The sequence below is a fragment of the Streptomyces sp. NPDC002701 genome, from assembly GCF_042889045.1.
Taxonomy (GTDB): Bacteria; Actinomycetota; Actinomycetes; order Streptomycetales; family Streptomycetaceae; genus Streptomyces.
The window spans coordinates 443,027-467,874 of record NZ_JBIAQL010000001.1; the positions used below are offsets into that span (position 1 = coordinate 443,027).

Here is a 24,848-nt window from a genome sequence, read left to right on the forward strand (position 1 = left end):
TCCAGATGCTTATGTGATTCCGACATCCTCACCCAAGGTGGGGACGGCCGGAGCATCGGGGGCCGCACCGTTACCAACTAATCGAGTTTCGGAGCGCGCCTGTGACACCTCTAAACTGGCTGCGTGACCGACAACGCTCAGCAGCAGCCACCAGCCGACACCCCCGAACTGCCGACCCAGTACGCGCCGGCCGAGGTAGAGGGGAAGCTGTACGAGCGCTGGGTCGAGCGGGGTTACTTCGCCGCCGACGCGGACAGCGACAAGCCCCCGTACACCATCGTCATCCCGCCGCCGAACGTCACCGGGTCCCTGCACCTCGGCCACGCCTTCCAGCACACGCTCATGGACGCGCTGACGCGGCGCAAGCGCATGCAGGGGTACGAGGCGCTGTGGCTGCCCGGCATGGACCACGCGGGCATCGCCACGCAGAACAAGGTCGAGCAGCAGCTCGCCGAGGAGGGCAAGTCGCGCGACGACCTCGGGCGCGAGGAGTTCGTCGAGCGCGTGTGGCGGTGGAAGGAGGAGTACGGCGGCAGGATCCTGGGCCAGATGCGCCGGCTCGGAGACGGCGTCGACTGGGACCGCGAGCGGTTCACCATGGACGAAGGGCTGTCCAAGGCCGTCCAGACCATTTTCAAGAAGCTGTACGACGACGAGCTGATCTACCGCGCCGAGCGCATCATCAACTGGTGTCCCCGCTGTCTGACGGCCATCTCCGACATCGAGGTCAACTACCAGGAGGACGACGGCGAGCTCGTCTCCATCACGTACGGCGAGGGCGACGAGACCCTCGTCGTCGCCACCACGCGCGCCGAGACGATGCTCGGTGACACCGCCGTCGCCGTCCACCCCGACGACGAGCGCTACCGGCACCTCGTCGGCAAGCGCATCAAGCTCCCGCTGACCGACCGCACCATCCCGGTCGTCGCGGACACGCACGTCGACCCCGAGTTCGGCACCGGTGCCGTCAAGGTCACCCCCGCCCACGACCCGAACGACTTCGCCATCGGCCGGCGCCACGGCCTGGAGTCGATCACGGTCATGGACGAGCGGGCGGTCATCACGGTCCACGGCCCCTTCCAGGGACTCGACCGCTTCGAGGCGCGCAGCGCCATCGTCGGCGCGCTGCGTTCACAGGGCCGGATCGTCGCCGAGAAGCGCCCGTACGTCCACAGCGTCGGGCACTGCTCGCGCTGCCGGACCACCATCGAGCCGCGGCTGTCCCTGCAGTGGTGGGTCAAGGTCGGCCCGCTCGCGCAGGCCGCCGGTGACGCGGTCCGCGACGGCCGGGTGAAGATCCACCCCGAGGACATGTCGAAGCGGTACTTCGACTGGGTCGACAACATGCACGACTGGTGCATCTCGCGCCAGCTGTGGTGGGGCCACCGCATCCCCGTCTGGTACGGCCCGGACGGCGAGACGGTCTGCGTCGGCCCCGACGAGCAGCCGCCGGGCACGGAGGCCGAGGGCTGGCGGCAGGACACCGACGTCCTCGACACCTGGTTCTCGTCCGGCCTGTGGCCGTTCTCCACGCTCGGCTGGCCCGAACAGACCCCGGATCTGCGGAAGTTCTACTCCACCGACGTTCTGCTCACCGGACACGACATCATCTTCTTCTGGGTCGCCCGGATGATGATGTTCGGCCTGTACGCGATGGACGGCGAGGTCCCCTTCAGGACCATCGCGCTGACCGGTCTGGTCCGGGACGAGCGCGGCAAGAAGATGTCGAAGTCGTTCGGCAACGTCGTCGACCCGCTTGACTGGATGGACGCGTACGGCTCCGACGCCGTCCGATTCACCCTGGCCCGCGGCGCCAACCCCGGCACGGACGTGCCGATCGGGGAGGACTGGGTCCAGGCGTCCCGGAACTTCGCCAACAAGATCTGGAACGCGACGCGGTTCGCGCTGATGAACGGCGCGACGGTGGACGGGCCGCTGCCCGACCCGTCCGAGATGTCGGCGACGGACCGGTGGATCCTGTCCCGGCTCAACAAGACCGTCGCCGACGTCGACGCGTTCTACGACGACTTCCAGTTCGCGAAACTCTCCGACGCCCTCTACCACTTCGCGTGGGACGAGGTCTTCGACTGGTACGTCGAGCTGTCGAAGACGACGTTCATGGCGGGCGGCCCGGCCGCCGACGTCAGCAAGCGGGTCCTCGGTGAGGTCCTGGACGTCACACTGCGGCTGCTGCACCCGGTCGTGCCGTTCGTCACGGAGACGCTCTGGACGACCCTCACGGGCGGCGAGTCGGTCGTCGTCGCGGACTGGCCGGCGGACAGCGGGTTCCGTGACGCCGGCGCCGAGCGTGAGATCGAGACGCTGCAGCAGGTGATCACGGAGGTGCGCCGCTTCCGTGCCGACCAGGGGCTGCAGCCGGGGCAGCGGGTGCCGGCGCGGCTGTCCCTGGAAGGGACCGCGTTCGCTCCGCACGAGGCGGCCATCCGGCAGTTGCTGCGGTTGCAGCCGGAGGGTGAGTCCTTCGCGGCGACGGCGACGCTGCCCGTCGCCGGGGCGTCGGTCGCGCTCGATCTGTCGGGGACGATCGATGTGGCGGCGGAGCGGAAGCGGCTTGCCAAGGACTTGGCCGCCGCCGAGAAGGAGAAGGCCGTCGCCGAGGGCAAGCTGGGAAACGAGGCGTTCCTGGCGAAGGCTCCGGATCAGGTCGTGGACAAGATCCGGGGGCGGCTGGCCAAGGCCGAGGAGGACATTGCGCGGTTGCGGGCTCAGCTGGATGGGTTGCCGCGGGCGTAGTTTTTTGAGGGTCCCGGGACCGTGGCGGTCCCGGGGCCCTTTTGCGTGCGGGTGCGGTGCGGTGCGTTTGTCGGGTGCGGGTCGGTGGGGGCTGGTCGCGCAGTTCCCCGCGCCCCTGAAGGAGGGCTGCGCCCTCCCCGGGGCGCGGGTCCTTGCGCCGCTGAAGGAGGGGGTGCGCCCTCCTGAGGGCGCGGGTCCTTGCGCCGCTTGAAGAGGGCTGCGCTCTCCTTTTAGGGGGCTCCGTAGACTGGGGGGGTGAGTGAGCTGCCGCAGGACCGTAGTGAGTCTGATCCGTTCGATGCGATCGTCGAGGCGGAGACCGGGCGTGATCCCGATCTCGCCGTGATCGAGGCCGGCAGCCGGACCCTGCGTACGCAGGGCGGGGCGCCGCAGTCCGACATCCCCGGGCGCCCGGACGACCCGGAGACCGACAAGGCGCTGCGGGAGGTCGAGACCGAGCTCGCCTCGCGGTGGGGCGAGACCAAGCTGGAGCCCTCGGTGGCCCGGATCGCCGCGCTCATGGACGTGCTGGGCGAGCCGCAGCGCGCGTACCCCTCGATCCACATCACCGGGACCAACGGCAAGACGTCGACCGCCCGCATGATCGAGGCCCTGCTCGGCGCCTTCGACCTGCGTACCGGTCGGTACACCTCACCGCACGTCCAGTCGATCACCGAGCGGATCAGCCTGGACGGGGCGGCGATCCCGGCGGAGCGGTTCGTGGAGACGTACCGGGACATCCAGCCGTACGTCGAGATGGTCGACGCGCAGCAGGAGTTCCGCCTCTCCTTCTTCGAGGTGCTCACCGGCATGGCGTACGCGGCCTTCGCGGACGCGCCCGTCGACGTGGCCGTCGTGGAGGTCGGGATGGGCGGCAGCTGGGACGCCACGAACGTGATCGACGGGGATGTCGCCGTGGTGACCCCCATCGATCTGGACCATACGGACCGGCTCGGCGGGACTCCGGGGGAGATCGCCAAGGAGAAGGCCGGGATCGTCAAGCCGGGGGCGACGGTGATCCTGGCCCAGCAGCCCGTCGACGCCGCCCAGGTGCTGCTCAAGAAGTCGGTGGAGGTCGACGCCGCCGTCGCCCGCGAGGGGCTGGAGTTCGGCGTGGTGAGCCGCCAGGTCGCCGTCGGCGGGCAGCTGCTGACGCTGCGCGGCCTCGGCGGGGAGTACGAGGAGGTGTACCTCCCGCTGCACGGGGCGTACCAGGCGCACAACGCCGGGGTGGCGCTGGCGGCGGTCGAGGCGTTCTTCGGCGTCGGGTCCCAGCGGCCGGAGCCGCTCGACCTCGACACGGTCCGCAAGGCTTTCGCGTCGGTCGCCTCGCCGGGGCGCCTGGAGATCGTGCGCCGCTCGCCCACCGTCGTGCTGGACGCCGCGCACAACCCGGCGGGCGCCCGGGCGACCGCCGAGGCGGTCCAGGAGGTCTTCGACTTCAGCCGGCTGATCGGCGTCGTCGGGGCGAGCGGCGACAAGAACGTACGGGGGCTGCTGGAAGCCTTCGAGCCGATCTTCACCGAGGTCGTCGTGACGCAGAACTCCAGCCACCGGGCGATGGACGCGGACGCGCTGGCTGCGATCGCCGTCGAGGTGTTCGGGGACGACCGCGTGCAGGTCGAGCCCCGGCTGGACGACGCGCTGGAGGCCGCGATCACGCTGGCCGAGGAAGAGGCCGAGTACGCGGGCGGCGGCGTCCTCGTGACCGGTTCCGTCATCACGGTCGGCGAGGCCCGGCTGCTGCTCGGAGGGAACTGAACCGTGCGGACGCTCTGCGCTTCGACGCTGATCGGTGAGTTCTTCGTCATCGGGTTCGCCGGACTCGTGGCGATGAAGGATCCCGACCTGTCCATGACCACGGTCTGGACGGTGAGCGGGATCGCGATGGTGCTGTGTCTGCTCCTGTGCGGGATGATCACGCGGCCGGGAGGTGTCCAGCTCGGCTGGGCGCTGCAGATCGCGCTGATCGCGAGCGGGTTCGTGGTGCCGGTGATGTTCTTCCTCGGGGCCGTCTTCGCCGCGCTGTGGTGGGCGTCGGTGCACTACGGGCGGAAGGTGGAGGAGGCGAAGGCGCGGTTTGCCGCGCAGGCCGGGGCGGGGGGTTAGCGCGGCGCGGGCACCGTGGCTTCTTCCTCGCCCCCGCCGCCCCTCCCCGTCCCTGGGGGCTGCGCCCTCAGACCCCCCTGTCGCGCTGCGCGCCCGTCCTCAAACGTCGGACGGGCTGAAAACATTTCAGCCCGGCCTAGCACCTGACACTGTGTAACGCGTGTCCGGACACGCCCTGTAGCCTCGTGTTCCGCACATCTGTGACCTGAAGGAGCCACCACCGTGAGCCAGCGCACCCTCGTCCTTCTCAAGCCCGACGCGGTCCGTCGTGGCCTGACCGGCGAGATCATCAGCCGTATCGAGCGCAAGGCCGGCTGGCAGATCACCGCGCTGGAGCTGCGCACGCTGGACCAGGACACGCTGGAGCAGCACTACGGGGAGCACCAGGGCAAGCCCTTCTACGAGCCGCTGGTCGCCTTCATGGCCTCCGGCCCGGTCGTGGCGCTGGTCGTCGAGGGCGAGCGGGTCATCGAGGGCGTACGCGCGCTCGCGGGTCCGACCGACCCGATCGCCGCCGCGCCCGGCTCGATCCGTGGTGACTTCGGCGTGATCGTCCGCGAGAACCTGATCCACGCCTCCGACTCCGAGGAGTCCTCCGAGCGCGAGATCAAGATCTTCTTCCCCGGTCTGGCGTGAGCCACCTCGCGTGGGCCATCTCGTGTGAGCCGTCGCGCTTGAGCCGTCTGGCGTGAGTCCTCTCGCGTGGCGATGGTGAAAATCTTCTGAAGGGCCGTCAGACCAGTAGGCGTCTGACCTGCGGTCTGCGCAGAATGGTGGCTGTTCACCGGCGTATGCGTGCCGATCGGGGGAACGCGTTCCCCCGATCGCCCGTCTCCAGGAGCGAGGCGGCGCGTCATCTGGTGACAATGGCGGAGACCCTCGCGCAGTGTTCGTGCAGGCGAGACTACGATGGAAGTCTTCACGTCACAGCGCTCACCCTCGCCATCCTGAAAAGCCATCAAAAGCTCCACTTGGGAAGGCCAGACGAATCCTGATGGGGAACTCAATGTCGTTCATCGGCCGTGACATGGCTGTCGACCTCGGGACCGCCAACACGCTGGTGTACGTCAGGGGTCGCGGGATCGTACTCAACGAACCGTCCGTCGTGGCGATCAACACCAACACCGGTGGCATCCTCGCGGTCGGTGCGGAAGCGAAGAAGATGATCGGGCGGACGCCGGGCAACATCGTTGCCGTGCGCCCGCTGAAGGACGGCGTCATCGCCGACTTCGAGATCACCGAGCGCATGCTCCGCTACTTCATCCTGAAGATCCACAAGCGGCGCTACCTCGCCCGTCCCCGGGTCGTCGTCTGCGTGCCCTCCGGCATCACGGGCGTCGAGCGCCGTGCCGTCATCGAGGCGTCGTCCCAGGCCGGCGCCCGTCAGGTGCACATCATCGAGGAGCCCATGGCCGCGGCCATCGGCTCCGGCCTGCCGGTCCACGAGGCCACGGGCAACATGGTGGTGGACATCGGCGGCGGCACCACCGAGGTCGCGGTCATCTCGCTCGGCGGAATCGTCACGGCACAGTCCATCCGCGTGGCCGGCGACGAGCTGGACAACGCGATCATCCAGCACATCAAGAAGGAGTACTCGCTCCTCCTCGGTGAGCGGACGGCCGAGCAGATCAAGATCACGATCGGTTCCGCGTACGACCTCGACACCGACGAGCACACCGAGATCCGCGGCCGGGACCTGGTCTCCGGCCTGCCGAAGACCGTCGTCATCTCGGCGGCCGAGGTCCGCAAGGCGATCGAGGAACCGGTCAACGCGATCGTCGACGCCGTCAAGACCACCCTCGACAAGTGTCCGCCGGAGCTCTCCGGCGACGTCATGGACCGCGGGATCGTGCTGACCGGCGGCGGTGCCCTGCTGCGCGGCCTGGACGAGCGGCTGCGCCGCGAGACGGGCATGCCGATCCACATCGCCGAGGACCCGCTGGACAGCGTGGCGCTCGGCTCCGGAAAGTGCGTGGAGGAGTTCGAGGCGCTCCAGCAGGTGCTGGACGCCCAGCCGCGCAGATGACGTAACTCTTCGTTCCGCCGTACGAGATGATCTCCTCTCGTACGGCGGATCGTTGATATCGAGGCATAAGCTCCCCCTAGTCACCCCCACGGGGCCGCGCTCCAGGGCCCTTCGTGGCGCCGCAGGACGCGTCACGCGCGTCAGGCGTCCCGGGGTCCTCCGGATCCCGCCGGGTGAGCCATACACGAATTCCGACGAGGAAGGCACGGCCGTCGCACGTGAGGGACACACGAGAGAGCCGGCTGCTCCTGGTGCTGCTGATCGCCATCGCGTTCGCTCTGATCACGGTGGACATCCGCGGGGGTGAGGACTCCCCGGTCGACGGTGCCCGCCGTGGCGCCGCCACGGTCTTCGGCCCGATCGAGGACGGGGTGTCGACCGCCGTCGACCCCGTCGGCAACGCGATCGAAGCCGTGCGGGACTCCGGTGACCGTCACGACCGCATCTCCCAACTCGAGCGTGACAACGCCGAGTTGAAGGCGAGGCTGGGCAGCGACGACCGCAACCGCAGCCGCGGCGCACAGCTCGACAAGATGCTGAAGACGGCAGGCGCCGGTCAGTACGGCATCAAGGGCGCCGAGGTCATCGCCATAGGAGCGGCCCAGGGCTTCTCCTGGACGGTCACCATCGACGCCGGCGCGAACGACGGCATCAAGCGCGACATGACCGTCCTCAACGGCGACGGACTGGTCGGGCGCGTCACCACCGTGGGACCGGGCAGCGCCACCGTGCTGCTCGCCAACGACCCCGACTTCACGGTCGGCACGCGGATGGAGTCCAGCGACGAGCTGGGCTTCGCCTCCGGCCAGGGCGACCGCCCGCTGCGCGTGGAACTGCTCAACGGCAAGGCCAAGATCAAGAAGGGCGACCGGCTGGTCACCTTCGGATCGCAGGCCGACAAGCCCTTCGTGCCCGGCGTCCCCGTCGGACTGGTCTCCCGCGTCGACCCCTCCGGCGGCGACCTGACCCGCACGATCTACGTCACGCCGTTCGTGTCCTTCTCCAAGCTCGACATCGTCGGCGTCGTCGTCCAGGCCCCGCGCAAGGACCCGCGCGACGAGGTGCTGCCGCCCAAACCCAAGCCCACGCCCCGGCCGACCGTGACCGTGACGGTCACGCCCTCGGCCGGCGCGCCCGCCGACGGCCAGCAGCAAGAGCAGTAGGAGCTGACTTCCCCATGCGCTTCAACCGAATGCTGCTCTCCACGACCCTGGTGATCGTCGCCCTGGTGATCCAGGTCAGCGTCCTGGCCCGGCTGCACCTGCCGGGCGCCGTGCCGGACCTCCTGCTGCTCACCGTCCTCGGCCTCGCCCTGGTCTACGGCCACGTCGGCGGCGCCCTCGTCGGCTTCGGCGCGGGCCTGCTCGCCGACCTGGCCCCGCCCGCCGACCACGCCGCCGGGCGCTACGCGCTGGTGCTGTGCGTCATCGGCTACCTCGCCGGCCTCGCCAAGCCCGACAACGGCCAGCTGAAGTCCGCGACCGGCCCGATGGCCGTGGTGGTGGCCGCCGCGATCGGCTCCACCCTCCTGTACGCGGGCGTGGGCGCCCTCGTCGGCGACACCGCCGCCCGCCATGTCGGCCTGAGCAACCTGCTCTTCACGGCGGCCCTGTACGACCTGCTGCTCGCCCCCTTCGTGGTCCCCGGGATCATGGCACTGGCCCGGCGCGCCGAGAACGACCCGCTCGCCGACACCGGCGGCTCCGGCAAGTCGGCCGACGTCGCCGCGGGCTGGCTGTCCTCCGGCACGGGGCTGCGCGTCGGCGGCCGGCGCGGTGGACTCAAGGTGAAGGCCGCCAGGGCCCGGATGGCCCGCGCGGGTCGCATCAAGGGGGTCAAGCGGCTGTGACGGCGGCGCGTACGGACCGCATGACGACAGCACACCGAACCCGCTGAGGGAGGGGGAGCAGCGCAGTGACCAACATTCCGGAGACCGGCCGGACCCCACGGGTCCAGATCCGGCTCGTCGTCATCCAGATCCTCGTCCTGTCCCTCCTCGGCACCCTCGGCGGCCGCCTCTGGTACCTCCAGATCCGCAACGGCGACGAGTACGCCAAGGAAGCCTCCGGCAACCACGTCCAGCAGGTCGTCAGCCCCGCCGTGCGCGGCTCGATCCTGGACGCCCGCGGGGTGCCGATCGCCGACAACGAGACCCGGCTCGTGGTCTCCGCGTCCCGGACCGACCTGATGAAGATGAAGGACGACGGCGACGCCGTCCTCACCAAGCTCGCGGCCGTCCTCGGCCTGAAGCCCTCGGACGTGCTGGACAAGGTCCGGCTGTGCGACTCCAAGACGCCGCAGCCCTGCTGGAACGGCTCGCCCTACCAGCCGATCCCCATCACCGACGAGGCCACGCCCAAGCAGGCCCTGCAGATCCGCGAGCGCGCCGAGGACTTCCCCGGCATCACCGCCGAGCCCCAGGCCGTCCGCCGCTACGCCGCCCCCGGCGGGGCCAACACCGCCCAGGTCCTCGGCTATCTCTCGCCCGTCACCGACGAGGAGATCACCAAGGCCGAGCACACCGACTCGCCGTACCTGCGCTCCGACCAGGTCGGCCGCTCGGGTCTCGAACGCCAGTACGACAAGCAGCTGCGCGGCAAGGCCGGTGTCACCCGCTACGAGGTGGACAACCTCGGCCGGGTCATCGGCCAGGCCGAGAGCGACGAGGCCCAGCCCGGCGCGAACGTCGTCACCAGCATCGACTCCCGTGTCCAGCGCGTCGCCGAGTACGAGCTGAACGAGGCGATGAAGGACGCCCGTGACGTCTTCGACAAGAACACCGGCGAGAAGTACAAGGCCGACTCCGGCGCCGTGGTCGTCATGGAGAACAAGACCGGGCGCGTCGTGTCGATGGCGTCCAACCCGTCGTACGACCCGAACGCCTGGGTCGGCGGCATCTCCGGCAAGGACTACACCCGGCTCACCGGCAAGGAGTCCAACTACCCGCTGCTGAACCGCGCCATCCAGGGCCAGTCGGCCCCCGGCTCGGTCTTCAAGGTCATCTCGACGGCCGCCGCCATAAAGGCCGGCTACTCCTTCGGCGGGCCCTACCAGTGCGGTGCCTCGTACTCCATCGGCGGCCAGGTCTTCAAGAACTTCGAGTCCAAGGGGTACGGCCCGATCAGCCTCGGCCGCGCCCTGGAGGTCTCCTGCGACACCGTCTTCTACAGCCTCTCCCACGAGGAGTGGAAGAAGGACGGCGGCATCAAGCCGAAGAAGAACGCCAAGAACTGGTTCTACCGGACCGCCCACGACTTCGGCCTCGGCAAGGAGACCGGCATCGACCTGCCGAACGAGGTCACCGGCCGCGTCCCCGACCGCCAGTGGAAGCAGGACTACTGGAAGGCCAACAAGGACGCCTGGTGCAAGTACGGCAAGAAGGGCGGCTCGTACGCCCAGCAGATCGCGTACGAGAACTGCCTCGAAGGCAACAGGATGCGCGCCGGTGACTCCGTCAACTACTCGATCGGCCAGGGCGACACCCTCGTCACCCCGATCCAGATGGCGACGATCTACGGGGCCATCGCCAACGGCGGCACGCTCTACGACCCCACCGTCGGCAAGGCGATCATCAGTGCGGACGGCAAGAGCGTCCAGGAGATCGAGCCGAAGTCGCACGGCAGGCTGCCGATGTCGAAGCAGACCCGCGACGCGATAGACGGTGCCCTCGAAGGTGTCGCGACCCGCGGATCGGCCGCCTGGAGGTTCGGCGGCTGGCCGCAGGACGAGATCCCGATGCACGCCAAGACGGGCACGGCCGAGGTCTACGGCAAGCAGACGACCTCGTGGTTCACCACGTACACCGAGGACTACACGGTCGTCATGACCATCTCCCAGGGCGGTACCGGTTCCGGCGCCTCGGCCCCCGCCGTCCGCAAGATCTACAACGCGCTGTACGGAGTCTCCGAGGACGGCAAGATCGACAAGAAGAAGGCGCTGCTCCCCACGCCGCAGAAGAACCTGCCGAAGATCCAGAAGGACGGGTCGATCGACGCACCGAAGGTCGGGGTCTACCCGCCCAAGGGCGACGAGCAGGCCGCCGAGGAGGAGCAGCAGCAGGTGGCGTACGACAATCCGGCCGCCACCGCGGCGAACACCGGCACCGGCGACGGCACCAACCGGGACGCCCGCAGGCGCTCCGCGCGCTCGGCCCGCTCGGTTCGCTCTGCCCGCTCCGCCCGCCTGAAGAAGAGGCGGAGGTCGCTCGTATGACCGGCGCGAACGGCTTCTCCGTCTCCGGGTACGGACCCGAACGCGCGGGCTGGACGCGGGTGTTCGCCCGCGACTCGCTGGCCCGCAGACTCGACTGGCCGATACTGTTCGCGGCCATTGCGCTCTCCCTGATCGGCGCGGCCCTCGTCTACTCGGCGACCCGCAACCGCACCGAGCTCAACCAGGGAGACCCGTACTACTTCCTGTTCCGGCACCTGCTCAACACCGGCATCGGCTTCGCCCTGATGATCGGCACGGTCTGGCTCGGCCACCGCACCCTGCGCACGGCCGTACCGATCCTGTACGGGCTCAGCGTCTTCCTGGTCCTGCTGGTGCTGACCCCGCTCGGCGCGACCATCAACGGCGCCCACGCGTGGATCGTCATCGGCGGCGGCTTCTCGCTGCAGCCCTCCGAGTTCGTCAAGATCACGATCATCCTCGGCATGGCGATGCTGCTCGCGGCCCGGGTCGACGCGGGCGACAAACCGCACCCCGACCACCGCACGGTCCTCCAGGCGCTCGGCCTGGCCGTCGTACCGATACTGGTCGTCCTGCTCATGCCCGACCTCGGGTCGGTCATGGTCATGGTCATCATCGTGCTCGGTGTCCTGCTCGCCTCCGGCGCCTCCAACCGCTGGATCTTCGGCCTGATCGGGGCGGGCGCGCTCGGGGCGATCGCGGTCTGGCAGCTCAAGATCCTCGACGAGTACCAGATCAACCGCTTCGCGGCCTTCGCCAACCCCGAGCTCGACCCGGCGGGCGTCGGCTACAACACCAACCAGGCGCGGATCGCGATCGGCTCCGGCGGGCTGTTCGGCACCGGCCTCGGCAAGGGCTCACAGACCACCGGCCAGTTCGTGCCCGAGCAGCAGACGGACTTCGTCTTCACGGTCGCCGGCGAGGAACTGGGCTTCGTCGGCGCCGGGCTCATCCTGCTCCTGCTGGGCGTCGTCCTGTGGCGGGCCTGCCGGATCGCCCGCGAGACGACCGAGCTGTACGGCACGATCGTCGCCGCCGGGATCATCGCCTGGTTCGCCTTCCAGTCCTTCGAGAACGTCGGGATGACCCTCGGCATCATGCCGGTCGCGGGGCTGCCCCTGCCCTTCGTCTCGTACGGGGGGTCGTCGATGTTCGCGGTGTGGGTGGCGGTCGGGCTGCTGCAGTCGATCCGGGTGCAGCGGCCCATGTCGGCGTAGCCGTTCCACCGGGTTCGGCGTGGAGGGGCGCGGTGGTTCGTTCGCGTGCTTGCCGGTCGTGGCTGAGCGCGCAGTTCCCCGCGCCCCTTTCGGGGCGGTTCCCCGCGGGCCTTCCGGGGCCTAGATTCAGGTCATGGTGGAGACGAAGCGGGAGATCGAGCGCAAGTACGAGGCCGATGCGGATGCCGGGCTGTCGGATCTGCCGGACCTGACGCGGGTCTCCGGTGTCTCGGCCGTCGTCGACAAGGGCGTCGCCGAACTGGACGCGATCTACTACGACACGGCCGACCAGCGCCTCGCCGCCGCGTCCCTCACCCTGCGCCGCCGCACCGGCGGCCACGACGCCGGCTGGCATCTGAAGCTCCCCGTCTCCGACGGCGTACGGGACGAGGTCCACGCCCCGCTCTCCGACACCGTGCCCCACGCCTTCACCGGACTCGTCCGCTCCCGCGCGCGCGACGCCGAACTGGTTCCCGTCGTACGGCTGCGGTCGGCCCGCGACGTACGCCACCTCGTCGACGAGGCCGGGGGCCTGCTCGCCGAGGTCAGCGTCGACCGCGTACGCGCCGAGCGGCTCAGCGGCGGCCACGGCACCGCCGAATGGACCGAGATCGAGGTCGAACTCGCGGACGGGGGCGACCCCGCCTTCCTCGACAAGGTCGAGAAGAAACTGCGCAAGGCCGGCGTCTCCCGCTCCAGGTCGACGTCCAAACTCGCCAGGGCACTCGGCGAGACGGGCCGCAAACCCCGCACGGAGGCCGTCGTGAAGGCGGCGCCGGTCACCGCAGGCGACCACGTCCTCGCGTACGTCCGTGCCCAGCGCGACGCGATCGTCGAACTCGACCCGGCCGTCCGGCGGGACGTCCACGACGCCGTGCACGGCATGCGCGTCGCCACCCGCCGGCTGCGCAGCACCTTCCGCTCGTACGGCAACATCCTGGACCGGACCGTCACCGACCCCGTCCAGGACGAACTGAAGTGGCTGGCGGGGGAACTGGGCATCGACCGCGACCGTGAGGTCCTGACCGAGCGGCTCACCGCGGCCCTCGACGACCTGCCGGGCACCCTGCTCGCCGGACCCGTCCGTGGCCGCCTGCGCGCCTGGGCCCACGCCCGCCGCTCCGGTTCCCGGCGCCGTCTCGTCGCGGTCCTCGACGGCGGGCGTTACCTGGACCTCCTCGTCACCCTCGACGCGCTGCTCGCCACCCCGCCGCTGCGGGGCGCCGCTGCGGACACCACGGACAAGGCGATCACGAAGGCGCTGCGCAAGGACTTCGCCAAGCTGTCCGGACTGGTCGAGGAGGCCATCGGCCTGGCGTCCGGGGAGACCCGCGACCTCGCCGTCCACGAGTCCCGCAAGAAGACCAAGCGCACCCGCTACGCGGCCGAGCTGGCCACCCCCGTACTCGGCGAACCCGCGAAGAGCCTGGTGCGCGACATGGAGGCCCTGCAGAGCCTGCTCGGCGAGCACCAGGACAGCGTGATGGCCCGGGAGGCACTGCGCGACCTGGCCTCCCAGGCGCACGCGGCGGGGGAGAACGGCTTCACGTACGGAGTCCTGTACGGACGCGAGGAGCTCAGGGCCACGTACGCGGAGGCCGCCCTCCCGGAGACATGGCAGTCGATCCACAACGAAAACACCTTCTAGCCCCGCGCCTTGAGGGGCGCGGGGAACTGCGCGCTCAGCCACGACGGACCCGCAGTCGAGCCCCTCGGGGGCGCGGGGAACTGCGCGCCCGGCCACGACGGACCCGCAGCCGCACGAGGCCCCGGCGTGACCCGGTGCGGGCGCATCCAGGGCGCCCCGGGGCGGCCGGTGCTCCGGAAGGCGGACGGGGGGCACCCCCCGGCACGTTAGGCTTGACAGTCACCCCCTATCAGCTCACGAAGGTCGCGACATGCCTGCCGAAGCCGCTGTGTCGGTGTTCCCACAGCTCGAAGCTCTGCTCCCGCATGTGCAGAAGCCGATCCAGTACGTCGGCGGAGAGCTCAACTCCACGGTCAAGCCCTGGGAGGCGTGCGACGTCCGCTGGGCGCTGATGTACCCGGACGCGTACGAGGTAGGGCTGCCCAACCAGGGCGTCATGATCCTCTACGAGGTCCTGAACGAGCGCGAGGGCGTGCTGGCCGAGCGCACGTACAGCGTCTGGCCGGACCTGGAGGAGCTGATGCGCGAGCACGGCGTCCCGCAGTTCACGGTGGACGCCCACCGCCCGGTGAAGGCGTTCGACGTGTTCGGCCTGTCCTTCTCCACGGAGCTGGGCTACACGAACATGCTGACCGCCCTCGACCTCGCCGGCATCCCGCTGGAGTCGAAGGACCGCGGTCTCGACGACCCGATCGTCCTGGCCGGCGGCCACGCCGCCTTCAACCCGGAGCCCATCGCCGACTTCATCGACGCGGCGATCATCGGCGACGGCGAGCAGGCCGTGCTCGACATGACGGACATCATCCGCGCCTGGAAGGCGGAGGGCCGCCCCGGCGGCCGCGAGGAGGTCCTGCTCCGCCTCGCGAAGACGGGATCGGTCTACATCCCGGCGTTCTACGACGTGGAGTACCTCGCGGACGGCCGTATCGCCCGCGTGGTCCCCAACAGGTCGGGTGTCCCGTGGCGCGTGTCCAAGCACACGGTCATGGACCTGGACGAGTGGCCCTATCCGAAGCAGCCCCTCGTGCCGCTCGCGGAGACCGTCCACGAGCGCATGTCGGTGGAGATCTTCCGCGGCTGCACCCGCGGCTGCCGCTTCTGCCAGGCGGGCATGATCACCCGCCCGGTGCGTGAGCGCTCGATCACGGGCATCGGCGACATGGTCGAGAAGGGCCTCAAGGCGACGGGCTTCGAGGAGGTGGGCCTGCTCTCCCTCTCCTCGGCGGACCACTCCGAGATCGGCGACATCGCCAAGGGCCTGGCCGACCGGTACGAGGAGGACAAGGTCGGACTCTCCCTCCCCTCCACCCGCGTCGACGCCTTCAACGTGGACCTGGCGAACGAGCTGACCCGCAACGGCCGCCGCTCCGGACTGACCTTCGCCCCCGAGGGCGGCTCCGAGCGCATGCGCAAGGTCATCAACAAGATGGTCTCGGAAGAGGACCTCATCCGGACCGTCTCGACGGCGTACGGCAACGGCTGGCGCCAGGTCAAGCTGTACTTCATGTGCGGCCTGCCCACCGAGACGGACGAGGACGTCCTGCAGATCGCGGACATGGCGATGAACGTGATCGCCGAGGGCCGCAAGGTCTCCGGCCAGAACGACATCCGCTGCACGGTGTCCATCGGCGGCTTCGTCCCCAAGCCCCACACGCCGTTCCAGTGGGCCCCGCAGCTGTCGGCGGAGGAGACGGACGCACGCCTGGGCAAGCTCCGCGACAAGATCCGCGGCGACAAGAAGTACGGCCGCTCCATCGGCTTCCGCTACCACGACGGCAAGCCCGGCATCGTGGAGGGCCTGCTCTCCCGCGGCGACCGCCGCATCGGCTCCGTCATCCGCGCCGTCTACGAGGACGGCGGCCGCTTCGACGGCTGGCGTGAGTACTTCTCGTACGACCGCTGGATGCGCTGCGCCGACAAGACGCTGCCCGCCTTCGGCGTGGACGTCGACTGGTACACCACCCGCGAGCGCACCTACGAGGAGGTCCTGCCCTGGGACCACCTGGACTCAGGGCTGGACAAGGACTGGCTCTGGGAGGACTGGCAGGACGCCCTCGACGAGACGGAGGTCGACGACTGCCGGTGGACCCCTTGCTTCGATTGCGGCGTGTGTCCTGCCATGTCCACCGAGATCCAGGTGGGCCCGACGGGCAAGAAGCTGCTGCCCCTGACGGTCAAGCAGCCCGTGACCGGCGGACACGTCCACTGAGCCGGACGCCTGGAGGAAAACCGGGGTTCTGCATCCGTACGGGCCGCTGACGCGTCCTGGTCGGTATGGACCTGGAGAAGTCGCCGCAGCCCGCGCCGCCCGAGGGGTGCCTCGTCGTGGCCATCCGCATCCCCGTGCGGATCGTGGTGTTACTGCTGGTCCTGCCCGTGCGGATGGCCTGGGACGCGATGGTCGTCGCCGGCCGGTTCCTCAGGGACACGCTGCTGCGACCGTTCGGCCGGGCCCTCCTGTGGGTGGCGACCCCGCTGGGACGAGCCGTCGTGTGGCTGGGCCGGCTGGTGTTCGTGTGGCCCTGGGTGGGGCTGTGGCGGTACGTGGCCGTCCCGGCGGGCCGGGCGCTCGCCCGGCTCGGGCACGTGCTGCTCGTCCTCCCGTCCCAGTGGTCGTACGAGCGGGTGCTGACGCCTCTCGGGCACGGCATCGTGTGGGCGCTGCGAGGGTTCGGGGCGCTCTGCGGCCTGCTGTGGCGGGTGTCGGTGCTGGTTCCGGCGGGCTGGCTGTACCGGACGCTGCTGACACCGGCAGGGCGGGGCATCGCCTGGGCCGTGGGGGGCCTGTGGGCCGGTGCCCTGTGGGTCGCCCGTGGGGTGTGGGCCGGCGTGACATGGATCGGCGGAGGGGTGTGGGCTGCCGTCACGTGGGTCGGCCTGGGGGTGTGGGCCGACGTGGCATGGGCCGGCCGGGGGGTGTGGACCGGGATCACCTGGGTCGGTGGTGGGCTGTGGGCCGGGGCCACTTGGGTGGGGCGGGGAGCTCGGGGCGTGGCGGTGTGGGGTGCCCGGGGCGTCGGGACCCTGCTGTGGTGGGTCGTCGTCGTGCCCGCCGTCGCCGTGTGGCGCCGGGTGCTCGCCCCGGTCGGCCGTGGCGTCGCCGTCGTCGCGCGGGAGATCGGCGCCGCCCTCGGGCACGCCTGGCGGGTGGCCGGGTACGTGTCCCTGGCCGTCGGGCGGTTCCTCGGACGACTCTTCCGGTGGATCTTCGTCGAGCCGGTGCTCTGGGCGTACCGGAGTGTGCTCACCCCGTTGGGCCACCTCGTGCGGGACACCTTCTGGCGGCCCGTGGCCGAAGCCGCCCGGAGCGTGGGGCGCGCCACCCGGCAGGCCCTGGCGAGCGCGCGGGAGACGGCACGGCAGACCAGGGCCGACATCCGGCGCGCGCTGTTCGGAGCCCCGCGCGAGCCCGTCCCCGTATCCCTGTCCCGGCCCGGGAGCGAGCCGCGGCCGGGACACCCCGTGGCGCCCGACGGGTCACCGCGGTCCGCACCGGACGGCTCCCGGAGGGAACCGGCGGCCGCCGGGGCACGTACTCTAGGTAGTAGTACGACCGCACTCACGAAGGACTGAGCGACACTGGGCAAGCGACAGCCCGAAGGCCCGCCGCCCGCACTCGCGGTGCAGCGCATCCGACTGCGTTACACCAAGCGCGGCCGCCTCCGGTTCACCAGCCACCGTGACTTCCAGCGTGCCTTCGAGCGCGCGTTGCGCCGAGCCGAGGTGCCCATGGCGTACTCGGCGGGGTTCACGCCGCACCCGAAGGTGTCGTACGCCAATGCCGCACCCACCGGCACGGGCAGTGAGGCCGAGTACCTGGAGATCGCGCTCACCGACGCGCGCGACCCCGACACGCTGCGCGAGCTCCTCGACGAGTCGATGCCCGTGGGGCTCGACATCATCGACGCCGTGGAGGCCCGTACGTCGGGTCTCGCCGAACGGCTCACCGCGTCCGTGTGGGAGATGCGCCTCGACGGCGTGTCCCCCGAGGACGCGGAGCGGGCGGTCGGCGCCTTCACGGCGGCCGAGACCGTCGAGGTCCGGCGCAAGGCGAAGAACGGCATGCGCACCTTCGACGCCCGCGGCGCCGTCGCGAGCCTGGAGGCGCACAGCGCACGGCCCGGCACGCCGTCGGAGGCACTCGGTCCCCAGGCTGATAGGCCGACCGACCAGGCTTGTGCGATACTGCGGCTGGTTGTTCGGCACGTGACGCCTGCCGTTCGACCTGACGACGTCCTGTCCGGTCTCCGAGCTGTGGCCGACCTGGCGCCGCCGGTCCCCGCAGCGGTGACCAGGCTGGCGCAGGGGCTGTTCGATGAAGAGACCGGCACGGTGACCGACCCGCTCGCGCCCGACCGCGAGGCAGCAGCATCTTCCCCGGTCACCTCCGGGGAGACCGCAGCTGCCGCCGCGAAGGCGTCGGCGTAAGGAAGGTCCCGCGTAGGGACGGACGTCGAAGCGCCGCCCTCGTATCCGGGAGCCACCTGGGTCGGGCAGCGCACCGACACAGAAGACTTTCGCCAGGCCGTACGCACACAGGGCATACGGAACCGGCGAGACAGGACACAGAGAGCTCCCGTGCGGCGCCCGCGCCCCGGACGGCGGCACCGCGCAACGCGCGAGCCGCGGACGTCACCGGATCCGCGGCGCCCGGGAGCCTGACGGGAGATCCACCCGCATGCTCGAGCCGACCGAATCGACCGAGCCCGTGAAGGGTTCCGACGACAACACCCCCAGCGACACGCTGCCGCCACGCCGCCGCCGTCGCGCCGCCTCCCGCCCGGCCGGGCCGCCCTCGGGGAACGCCGAGGGTACCGCCGGGGCAGAGGCCACGGCGCCGGCCACAGCGGCCGGCAGCTCCGCCGACCTCGTGACGGACGAGGCGCCTGAGACAGAAGAGGCAGCTGAGACGACGCCAGCGGCAGCCGGGACGGCAGCGGCCGCGGTGACCGCCGAGGCCGCTCCCGCCCCGCGTGCGCGCCGTCGTGCCACACGCCGGGCGTCCGCCCCCGCGGGCGCGCCACAGGCCGCCGAGACGCCTGACGCCACCGCCTCCACCATCTCCGCCGCGCCGGGCGACGAGGCAGCCGAGGCCGCCACCGCCGAGACCGCCGCCGCACCGGCGGTGGAGACGCCGTCCGAGACGGCTGGAGACCCGGTCGAGACCGAGGCCGCTCCCGCCCCGCGTGCGCGCCGTCGTGCCACGCGCCGGGCCACAGCCCCCACGGGTGCGCCGCAGACGGCCGACGCCGAGGCCGCTCCGGTGACCGCCGAGACACCCGTGGCCGAAACGCCCGCTGCCGAGGAGGCCACGGACCCGGCCCCGGTCGCCGCCGCCGTGACTCCGGCCGCCGAGGAAGCCCCGGCCGCCGAGACCGAGGCCGCTCCCGCCCCGCGTGCGCGCCGTCGTGCCACGCGCCGGGCCACCGCCCCCGCCGGTACGCCCCAGGCGGAGACCGAGAGCCCCCAGGCGGAGACCGAGAGTCCGCTGGAGGCGCCCGTGGAGGCCGCCGCCGAACCCACTCGCCGTGCCACCCGGTCCAGGACCGCGCGCACCGAGACCCCCTCCGCGACCGAGCCCACCGAGGCCGTTGCTCGCGACGAGCGCAGGGAGGCCCCCGTGGCCGCCGCCGAGAACGACCGGTCCGCCGAGGCCGGGACCCCCGCCGACGCCGACGCCGACGAGGCCACCCCCCGTCGTGCCCGCCGCCGCGCCACCCGTAAGGCGGCCGGAGGCTTCTCCGCGCCCGCCCCGCGCAAGACCGCCGAGGAGGAGGAGTCGGCCCGGCGTCCCGCGCGCCCCGCCGTCGCCGTCTTCCAGGCACCGGTCTTCACCGAGCCGATGTTCCAGACGCCCGAGCGTGCCGCGGCCGCTGCGGCGGCCGAGGCCGCCGACGAGCCCGAGGAGGTCACGGAGCCGGTCCAGGAGGCCGCCCCCGTGGTCGTCGAGGAGGAGACCGGCGGGTCGCGCCGTCGCCGCCGCAGGAAGGCCGAGGAGCCCGCCTCCCCGGTCGAGCGGACCCCGGTGGAGCGTGCCCCGGAGGTCGAGGACGCCCTCGACGAGGAGCCTGTCGAGGAGGAGCCGGCGGAGGCCCTGGAGGACGCGGCCGACGGTGACGACGGCGAGGAGACCGGGTCGCGCCGCCGTCGCCGCCGTGGTGGCCGTCGCCGCCGCCGGGGCGACTCCGCGGACGCCGACGACGACTTCGGCGGCGAGCCGTCCGAGCCGGTCGAGCAGACCGGGCAGGCCGATCGTGGCGAGCGCGCCGCCCGGGCCGTCGAGGACACCGCGGACACCGAGGACACCGCCGAGCGGGCCGAGGAGGACGTCGACGCGGAGGACGAGCACGAGGAGTCCGGCGGCTCCAGCAGCAGCAGCAGCCGTCGCCGTCGTCGTCGCCGCCGTCGCGCCGGGGACTCCTCCGGCGATGCCGAGCCCGTCGGCGACAGTGACCCCGAGCGCACCGTCGTCAAGGTCCGTGAGCCCCGCAAGAAGGAGGAGCGGGCCCACGACGGTTCGGACGAGGTGCAGTCCATCAAGGGCTCGACGCGCCTCGAGGCCAAGAAGCAGCGCCGCCGTGAAGGCCGCGAGCAGGGCCGCCGCCGCGTCCCGATCATCACCGAGGCCGAGTTCCTGGCCCGCCGTGAGGCCGTCGAGCGGGTGATGGTCGTCCGCCAGAGCGGCGAGCGCACCCAGATCGGCGTCCTCGAGGACGACGTGCTCGTGGAGCACTACGTCAACAAGGAGCAGTCGACCTCGTACGTCGGCAACGTCTACCTGGGCAAGGTCCAGAACGTGCTGCCGTCGATGGAGGCCGCCTTCATCGACATCGGCAAGGGCCGCAACGCCGTGCTGTACGCCGGCGAGGTCAACTTCGAGGCGCTGGGCATGGCCAACGGCCCGCGGCGCATCGAGAGCGCCCTGAAGTCCGGCCAGTCGGTCCTCGTGCAGGTCACGAAGGACCCGATGGGCCACAAGGGCGCCCGTCTGACGAGCCAGGTCTCGCTCCCCGGCCGCTACCTGGTCTACGTGCCCGAGGGCTCCATGACCGGCATCAGCCGCAAGCTGCCCGACACCGAGCGCGCCCGTCTGAAGACCATCCTCAAGAAGATCGTCCCGGACGACGCGGGCGTCATCGTGCGCACCGCCGCCGAGGGCGCCAGCGAGGACGAGTTGCGCCGTGACGTCGAGCGGCTCCAGGCGCAGTGGGAGGACATCCAGAAGAAGGCGAGGAGCGGCGGCAGTTCGAACGCGCCGACGCTGCTCTACGGCGAGCCGGACATGACCGTCCGGGTCGTCCGCGACATCTTCAACGAGGACTTCTCCAAGGTCGTCGTCAGCGGCGACGAGGCGTGGGACACCATCCACGGGTACGTCGCCCATGTGGCGCCCGACCTTGCGAACCGGTTGTCGCGGTGGACCTCGGAGGTCGACGTCTTCGCGACGTACCGGATCGACGAGCAGCTCGCCAAGGCGCTGGACCGCAAGGTCTGGCTGCCCAGCGGTGGTTCGCTGGTCATCGACAAGACCGAAGCGATGATCGTGATCGACGTCAACACCGGCAAGTTCACCGGTCAGGGCGGCAACCTGGAAGAGACGGTCACCAGGAACAACCTGGAGGCGGCCGAGGAGATCGTGCGCCAGCTGCGGCTGCGCGACCTCGGCGGCATCGTCGTCATCGACTTCATCGACATGGTCCTGGAGTCCAACCGGGACCTGGTGCTGCGACGCCTCCTGGAGTGCCTGGGCCGCGACCGTACGAAGCACCAGGTGGCCGAGGTCACCTCGCTGGGCCTCGTCCAGATGACCCGCAAGCGGGTCGGCCAGGGCCTGCTGGAGTCGTTCTCGGAGACCTGCGTCCACTGCAACGGCCGTGGCGTGATCGTGCACATGGAGCAGCCGACCTCCGCCGGAGGCGGCGGCAAGCGCAAGAAGCGCGGTCGCGGCGGTGCCGAGCAGACCCACGAGCACGACCACGCGCACGATCACACGCCCGACCACGAGGCGGAGATCGCCGATCCGGTCGATCCGGTCGAGACGGCTGCCGAGGTCGCCGCCGAGGTCGCCGAGCCGGTCGCGCTCGCGGAGCCCGAGTTCGTACCGGACGAGGAGCTCTACAGCAGCGCCGCCGAGGCGGAGGCCGCGGCCACGCGTGGTGGCCGTTCGCGTCGCCGGGCGAGCCGGCGCGCGTCCGCTCCCGCGGGTGCCCCGAGGTCCGAGTCCCGCAGGTCCGAGCGTCGCGGCGAGGTTCCGACCGCGCAGTCCGTGACGCCGCAGGACGAGGTCGAGCGTCCCGTGCAGCAGGAGCCGGCCGCGGTCGCGCAGGCCGCGCCCGTCGCCGCCGAGGACCCGGTGGTGGAGGCCCCGGTGGCTGAGGCGCCCGCCGTCGAGGCCCCTGCCGCCGAGGCGCCCGCCGTCGACGACGCGGCTCCCAAGGGCCGTACGCGCCGTCGGGCGACCCGTAAGGTCTCGGCGCCCGCCGGTTCGCCCACGGCGGCCGAGGAGGCCGTCGTGACGGTCACCGAGCCGGTCGCCGCGCCCGTCGCGCCCGCCGAGCCCGCTGTGGAGCAGGCCGCCCGGCCCGAGCCCGCGGCGGAGCCCGTCGCGGACAGCGCCGCCCCGGCCCGTCCGAGGCGTCGTGCGGTCCGCAAGGCCACCGCGCCGACCTCGTCCGCGGACACCGCCGTCGTGGTCGTCCCGTCGTCGGCGTCGGAAGCCCCGGCGCAGGCCGCCGAGGCACCCGCCGAGGCCCCGGCGGAACCGTCGTCGGCGCCGTCCGCCGAGGGCGAGGAGGCGGCTCCGGCGAAGAAGACGGCCCGCAAGACGGCCAAGAAGGCGACCGCGAAGAAGGCCGCCGCGAAGAAGACGACGACGGCGGCCAAGAAGACGGCCGCCAAGAAGACCACGGCCAAGAAGGCGGCCAAGACCACCAAGACGGCCGCGAAGTCGACGTCGAAGAAGACCGCGGCGGCGGAGCAGCAGACGCCGTCCACCGTCACGGCCTCCACCGACGAGGACTGACGGGGTCAGGTACCACCCGGGGCGCGAGCCCCGCACGGACGCCCCCCCGGCCGGCGGTCACCCCGCCGGCCGGGGGGCGTTCGTGTACCCGCCGGGCCGCCCGCGGGTCAACGCGGCCGAGGTGCCGTCGTCACCCGTACGACTTGTTCAGTTACCTGAACCGCCGTACAAGGCACCTGTTTTGACGGGGTGTGACCTGTTTTCGGGGGCATCGAAGACATCACATTCACACCCCCGCCTCTTGGAGCACGATCACTTACCTGTAAAACTCATGCATTCATGGGTACGCACACACGCGTGCGCGTCGGGGAGGACGCTCACACGTGTCAGGGGAGGGGATCACATGGCGCGCGTGCGCCTGCAGGGCACCGGGCGGCACCGTGCTGTGAAGCCGGTCAAGGGAGGCCGTCAGGCCGTCGCGCTGGCGACGGTGCTGTCCGCGGCGGGCGTGCAGGCCGTCGCGTCGGCGGGTGCGGCGGAGGCCGTCGACAACCCCAGGTGGACCGAGGGGCCGATCTTCAACGATCCGCTCGGGACCGCCGACCAGCAGGCCGCGATCCGTACGCGGCTGATCGAGCTGACGAACTCCGCGCTGCCCGGCTCCACGATCAAGGTCGCGGTCTACCACGTCTGGGAGACCGGCGTGGTGAACGCGCTCGTCGCCGCCCGGAACCGCGGTGTGGACGTGCAGGTGCTCCTCGACGAGTCCAGTGTCAGCGACCGCCCGACCAACGCCGCGTACGGGATGCTCGCCTCGGGACTCGGCACGGACCGCACGCAGGGCTCGTACGTCGCGACCTGCCCCGTGAAGAAGTCGTGCCTCGGTGACCCGCAGTTCGGGCAGTCGATCATGCACAACAAGTTCTGGCTGTTCTCGGCGGTCGAGGGTGCCACGAACGTGGTCGTCGAGACCACCTCGAACTCCACGCCGTCCGCGCACACGCGCTTCTTCAACGACGCGCTGCTGCTGCCGAACAACCCGACGATGTACGACGCGTACGCGGACTACTTCGACACGATGGTCGCGCAGGACTGGGAGTCCTGGAACTACCGAACGGTGAGCAACGGCCTCTACAAGGCGTACTTCTTCCCGCGGGCGGGCAACACGCGGGCCACCGACACGGTGTACTCGATCCTCAACAACGTGACCTGCAAGTACAAGGACACCGCGGGCGTCACCCAGTCGACCAAGGTGCGGGTGGCGATCTTCAAGATCACCCGGTTGGCGATCGCGGAGAAGCTGGTCGACCTGAAGAAGGCCGGCTGCTCGGTGAGCATCGTCTACGCGGAGTCGGACAGCGCCAAGAGCAGCGGCGGCACCAAGGGCACCTGGGAGAAGATGCACACCTCAGGGGGCCCGACCGTACGCTGCTACAACGACGACCGGGACCCGCTGAACCCCGGCAAGAAGCTGGTCACGCCCTACATCATCCACTCCAAGTACATCCTGGTGGACGGCATGTACGACGGGGTGCGGAACAAGGTCAGCTTCACCGGCTCCGGCAACTACACGGGGCCGGCGCTGCGCGAGAACGACGAGTCGATCGTGAAGGTCGACGACGACGCCGTGCACGACATGTACAGGGTCCACTTCGACCGGGTGACCAAGGTCGCCTACCCGGGCACCGCGGACACCACGGACCTGTGCAAGGGCGTGAAGCCGCTGCCGGCGGACGGCGAGCCCACCTAGACCGCCCGGTCGGAGGGCGGTGCGGGGCCGGTTTGACCCCCTGGTCGGGGCCCCGTAACCTTGACCCTCGGTGTGTTCACTGAACACACCACATTCCCGTAAACCTCTTCCTTCCGGTGGCTCGTGCCCTGTGTCCCGGGAGAGGCCGTCTGTCTCCTTCGGCTTCGGCGGCTGGACTGCGGGGATTCCGA

15 protein-coding genes are annotated in these 24,848 nt (G+C 70.9%); all 15 read left to right on the forward strand.

Annotated features, from left to right (window positions below; all coding sequences use genetic code 11):
• Positions 1-123: 123 nt before the first annotated feature.
• The 15 genes from ACFYXC_RS01880 (at position 124) to ACFYXC_RS01950 (ending at position 24,657) form a co-directional block, all read left to right on the forward strand.
• Positions 124-2,754, forward strand: a complete 2,631-nt coding sequence (locus ACFYXC_RS01880; RefSeq protein WP_389545725.1) for a valine--tRNA ligase — start codon at positions 124-126, stop codon at positions 2,752-2,754.
• Positions 2,755-3,009: 255 nt separating this feature from the next.
• On the forward strand, positions 3,010-4,515 hold the full coding sequence (locus ACFYXC_RS01885) for a bifunctional folylpolyglutamate synthase/dihydrofolate synthase (protein WP_389545728.1): 1,506 nt from the start codon (positions 3,010-3,012) through the stop codon (positions 4,513-4,515).
• A gap of 3 nt (positions 4,516-4,518) precedes the next feature.
• Positions 4,519-4,863: a DUF4233 domain-containing protein gene (locus ACFYXC_RS01890; protein WP_388908908.1), complete on the forward strand. Its 345-nt coding sequence runs from the start codon at positions 4,519-4,521 to the stop codon at positions 4,861-4,863.
• 222 nt (positions 4,864-5,085) lie between these two features.
• The gene (gene ndk, locus ACFYXC_RS01895; RefSeq protein WP_388908906.1) at positions 5,086-5,499 is read left to right on the forward strand and encodes a nucleoside-diphosphate kinase; all 414 of its coding nucleotides are present in this window, start codon (positions 5,086-5,088) and stop codon (positions 5,497-5,499) included.
• 370 nt (positions 5,500-5,869) lie between these two features.
• Positions 5,870-6,889, forward strand: a complete 1,020-nt coding sequence (locus tag ACFYXC_RS01900) for a rod shape-determining protein (RefSeq protein WP_081217257.1) — start codon at positions 5,870-5,872, stop codon at positions 6,887-6,889.
• 218 nt (positions 6,890-7,107) lie between these two features.
• On the forward strand, positions 7,108-8,052 hold the full coding sequence (gene mreC / locus ACFYXC_RS01905) for a rod shape-determining protein MreC (protein ID WP_389545733.1): 945 nt from the start codon (positions 7,108-7,110) through the stop codon (positions 8,050-8,052).
• Between the two features lie 14 nt (positions 8,053-8,066).
• The gene (gene mreD, locus ACFYXC_RS01910; protein WP_389545736.1) at positions 8,067-8,738 is read left to right on the forward strand and encodes a rod shape-determining protein MreD; all 672 of its coding nucleotides are present in this window, start codon (positions 8,067-8,069) and stop codon (positions 8,736-8,738) included.
• Between the two features lie 65 nt (positions 8,739-8,803).
• A complete protein-coding gene (gene mrdA / locus ACFYXC_RS01915) occupies positions 8,804-11,101 on the forward strand; it encodes a penicillin-binding protein 2 (RefSeq protein WP_389545738.1) in 2,298 nt (765 codons plus the stop codon).
• On the forward strand, positions 11,098-12,297 hold the full coding sequence (gene rodA, locus ACFYXC_RS01920) for a rod shape-determining protein RodA (RefSeq protein ID WP_388908897.1): 1,200 nt from the start codon (positions 11,098-11,100) through the stop codon (positions 12,295-12,297). Before mrdA ends, rodA begins: the two co-directional genes overlap by 4 nt.
• Positions 12,298-12,430: 133 nt before the next feature.
• Positions 12,431-13,945 (forward strand): CHAD domain-containing protein, encoded by a 1,515-nt coding sequence (locus ACFYXC_RS01925; RefSeq protein WP_389545741.1) that lies wholly within the window; start codon positions 12,431-12,433, stop codon positions 13,943-13,945.
• Between the two features lie 250 nt (positions 13,946-14,195).
• Positions 14,196-16,154, forward strand: a complete 1,959-nt coding sequence (locus ACFYXC_RS01930) for a TIGR03960 family B12-binding radical SAM protein (protein ID WP_389545744.1) — start codon at positions 14,196-14,198, stop codon at positions 16,152-16,154.
• Between the two features lie 65 nt (positions 16,155-16,219).
• A complete protein-coding gene (locus ACFYXC_RS01935; RefSeq protein ID WP_389545747.1) occupies positions 16,220-17,518 on the forward strand; it encodes a hypothetical protein in 1,299 nt (432 codons plus the stop codon).
• Positions 17,519-17,566: 48 nt separating this feature from the next.
• Positions 17,567-18,373 (forward strand): TIGR03936 family radical SAM-associated protein, encoded by an 807-nt coding sequence (locus ACFYXC_RS01940; RefSeq protein ID WP_388908889.1) that lies wholly within the window; start codon positions 17,567-17,569, stop codon positions 18,371-18,373.
• Positions 18,374-18,623: 250 nt separating this feature from the next.
• Positions 18,624-22,967, forward strand: a complete 4,344-nt coding sequence (locus ACFYXC_RS01945; RefSeq protein ID WP_389545750.1) for an Rne/Rng family ribonuclease — start codon at positions 18,624-18,626, stop codon at positions 22,965-22,967.
• Positions 22,968-23,310: 343 nt separating this feature from the next.
• Positions 23,311-24,657 (forward strand): phospholipase D-like domain-containing protein, encoded by a 1,347-nt coding sequence (locus ACFYXC_RS01950; RefSeq protein ID WP_389545753.1) that lies wholly within the window; start codon positions 23,311-23,313, stop codon positions 24,655-24,657.
• The last annotated feature ends 191 nt before the right edge of the window (positions 24,658-24,848 follow it).

What these genes read in the sequence shown, in the direction of transcription:
- ACFYXC_RS01925 (WP_389545741.1), top strand. Translation starts at nt 12,431, where the DNA reads ATGGTGGAGACGAAGCGGGAGATCGAGCGCAAGTACGAGGCCGATGCG.
- ACFYXC_RS01950 (WP_389545753.1), top strand. Translation starts at nt 23,311, where the DNA reads ATGGCGCGCGTGCGCCTGCAGGGCACCGGGCGGCACCGTGCTGTGAAG.
- ACFYXC_RS01900 (WP_081217257.1), top strand. Translation starts at nt 5,870, where the DNA reads ATGTCGTTCATCGGCCGTGACATGGCTGTCGACCTCGGGACCGCCAAC.
- ACFYXC_RS01930 (WP_389545744.1), top strand. Translation starts at nt 14,196, where the DNA reads ATGCCTGCCGAAGCCGCTGTGTCGGTGTTCCCACAGCTCGAAGCTCTG.
- mreD (WP_389545736.1), top strand. Translation starts at nt 8,067, where the DNA reads ATGCGCTTCAACCGAATGCTGCTCTCCACGACCCTGGTGATCGTCGCC.
- rodA (WP_388908897.1), top strand. Translation starts at nt 11,098, where the DNA reads ATGACCGGCGCGAACGGCTTCTCCGTCTCCGGGTACGGACCCGAACGC.
- ACFYXC_RS01935 (WP_389545747.1), top strand. Translation starts at nt 16,220, where the DNA reads ATGGACCTGGAGAAGTCGCCGCAGCCCGCGCCGCCCGAGGGGTGCCTC.
- ACFYXC_RS01945 (WP_389545750.1), top strand. Translation starts at nt 18,624, where the DNA reads ATGCTCGAGCCGACCGAATCGACCGAGCCCGTGAAGGGTTCCGACGAC.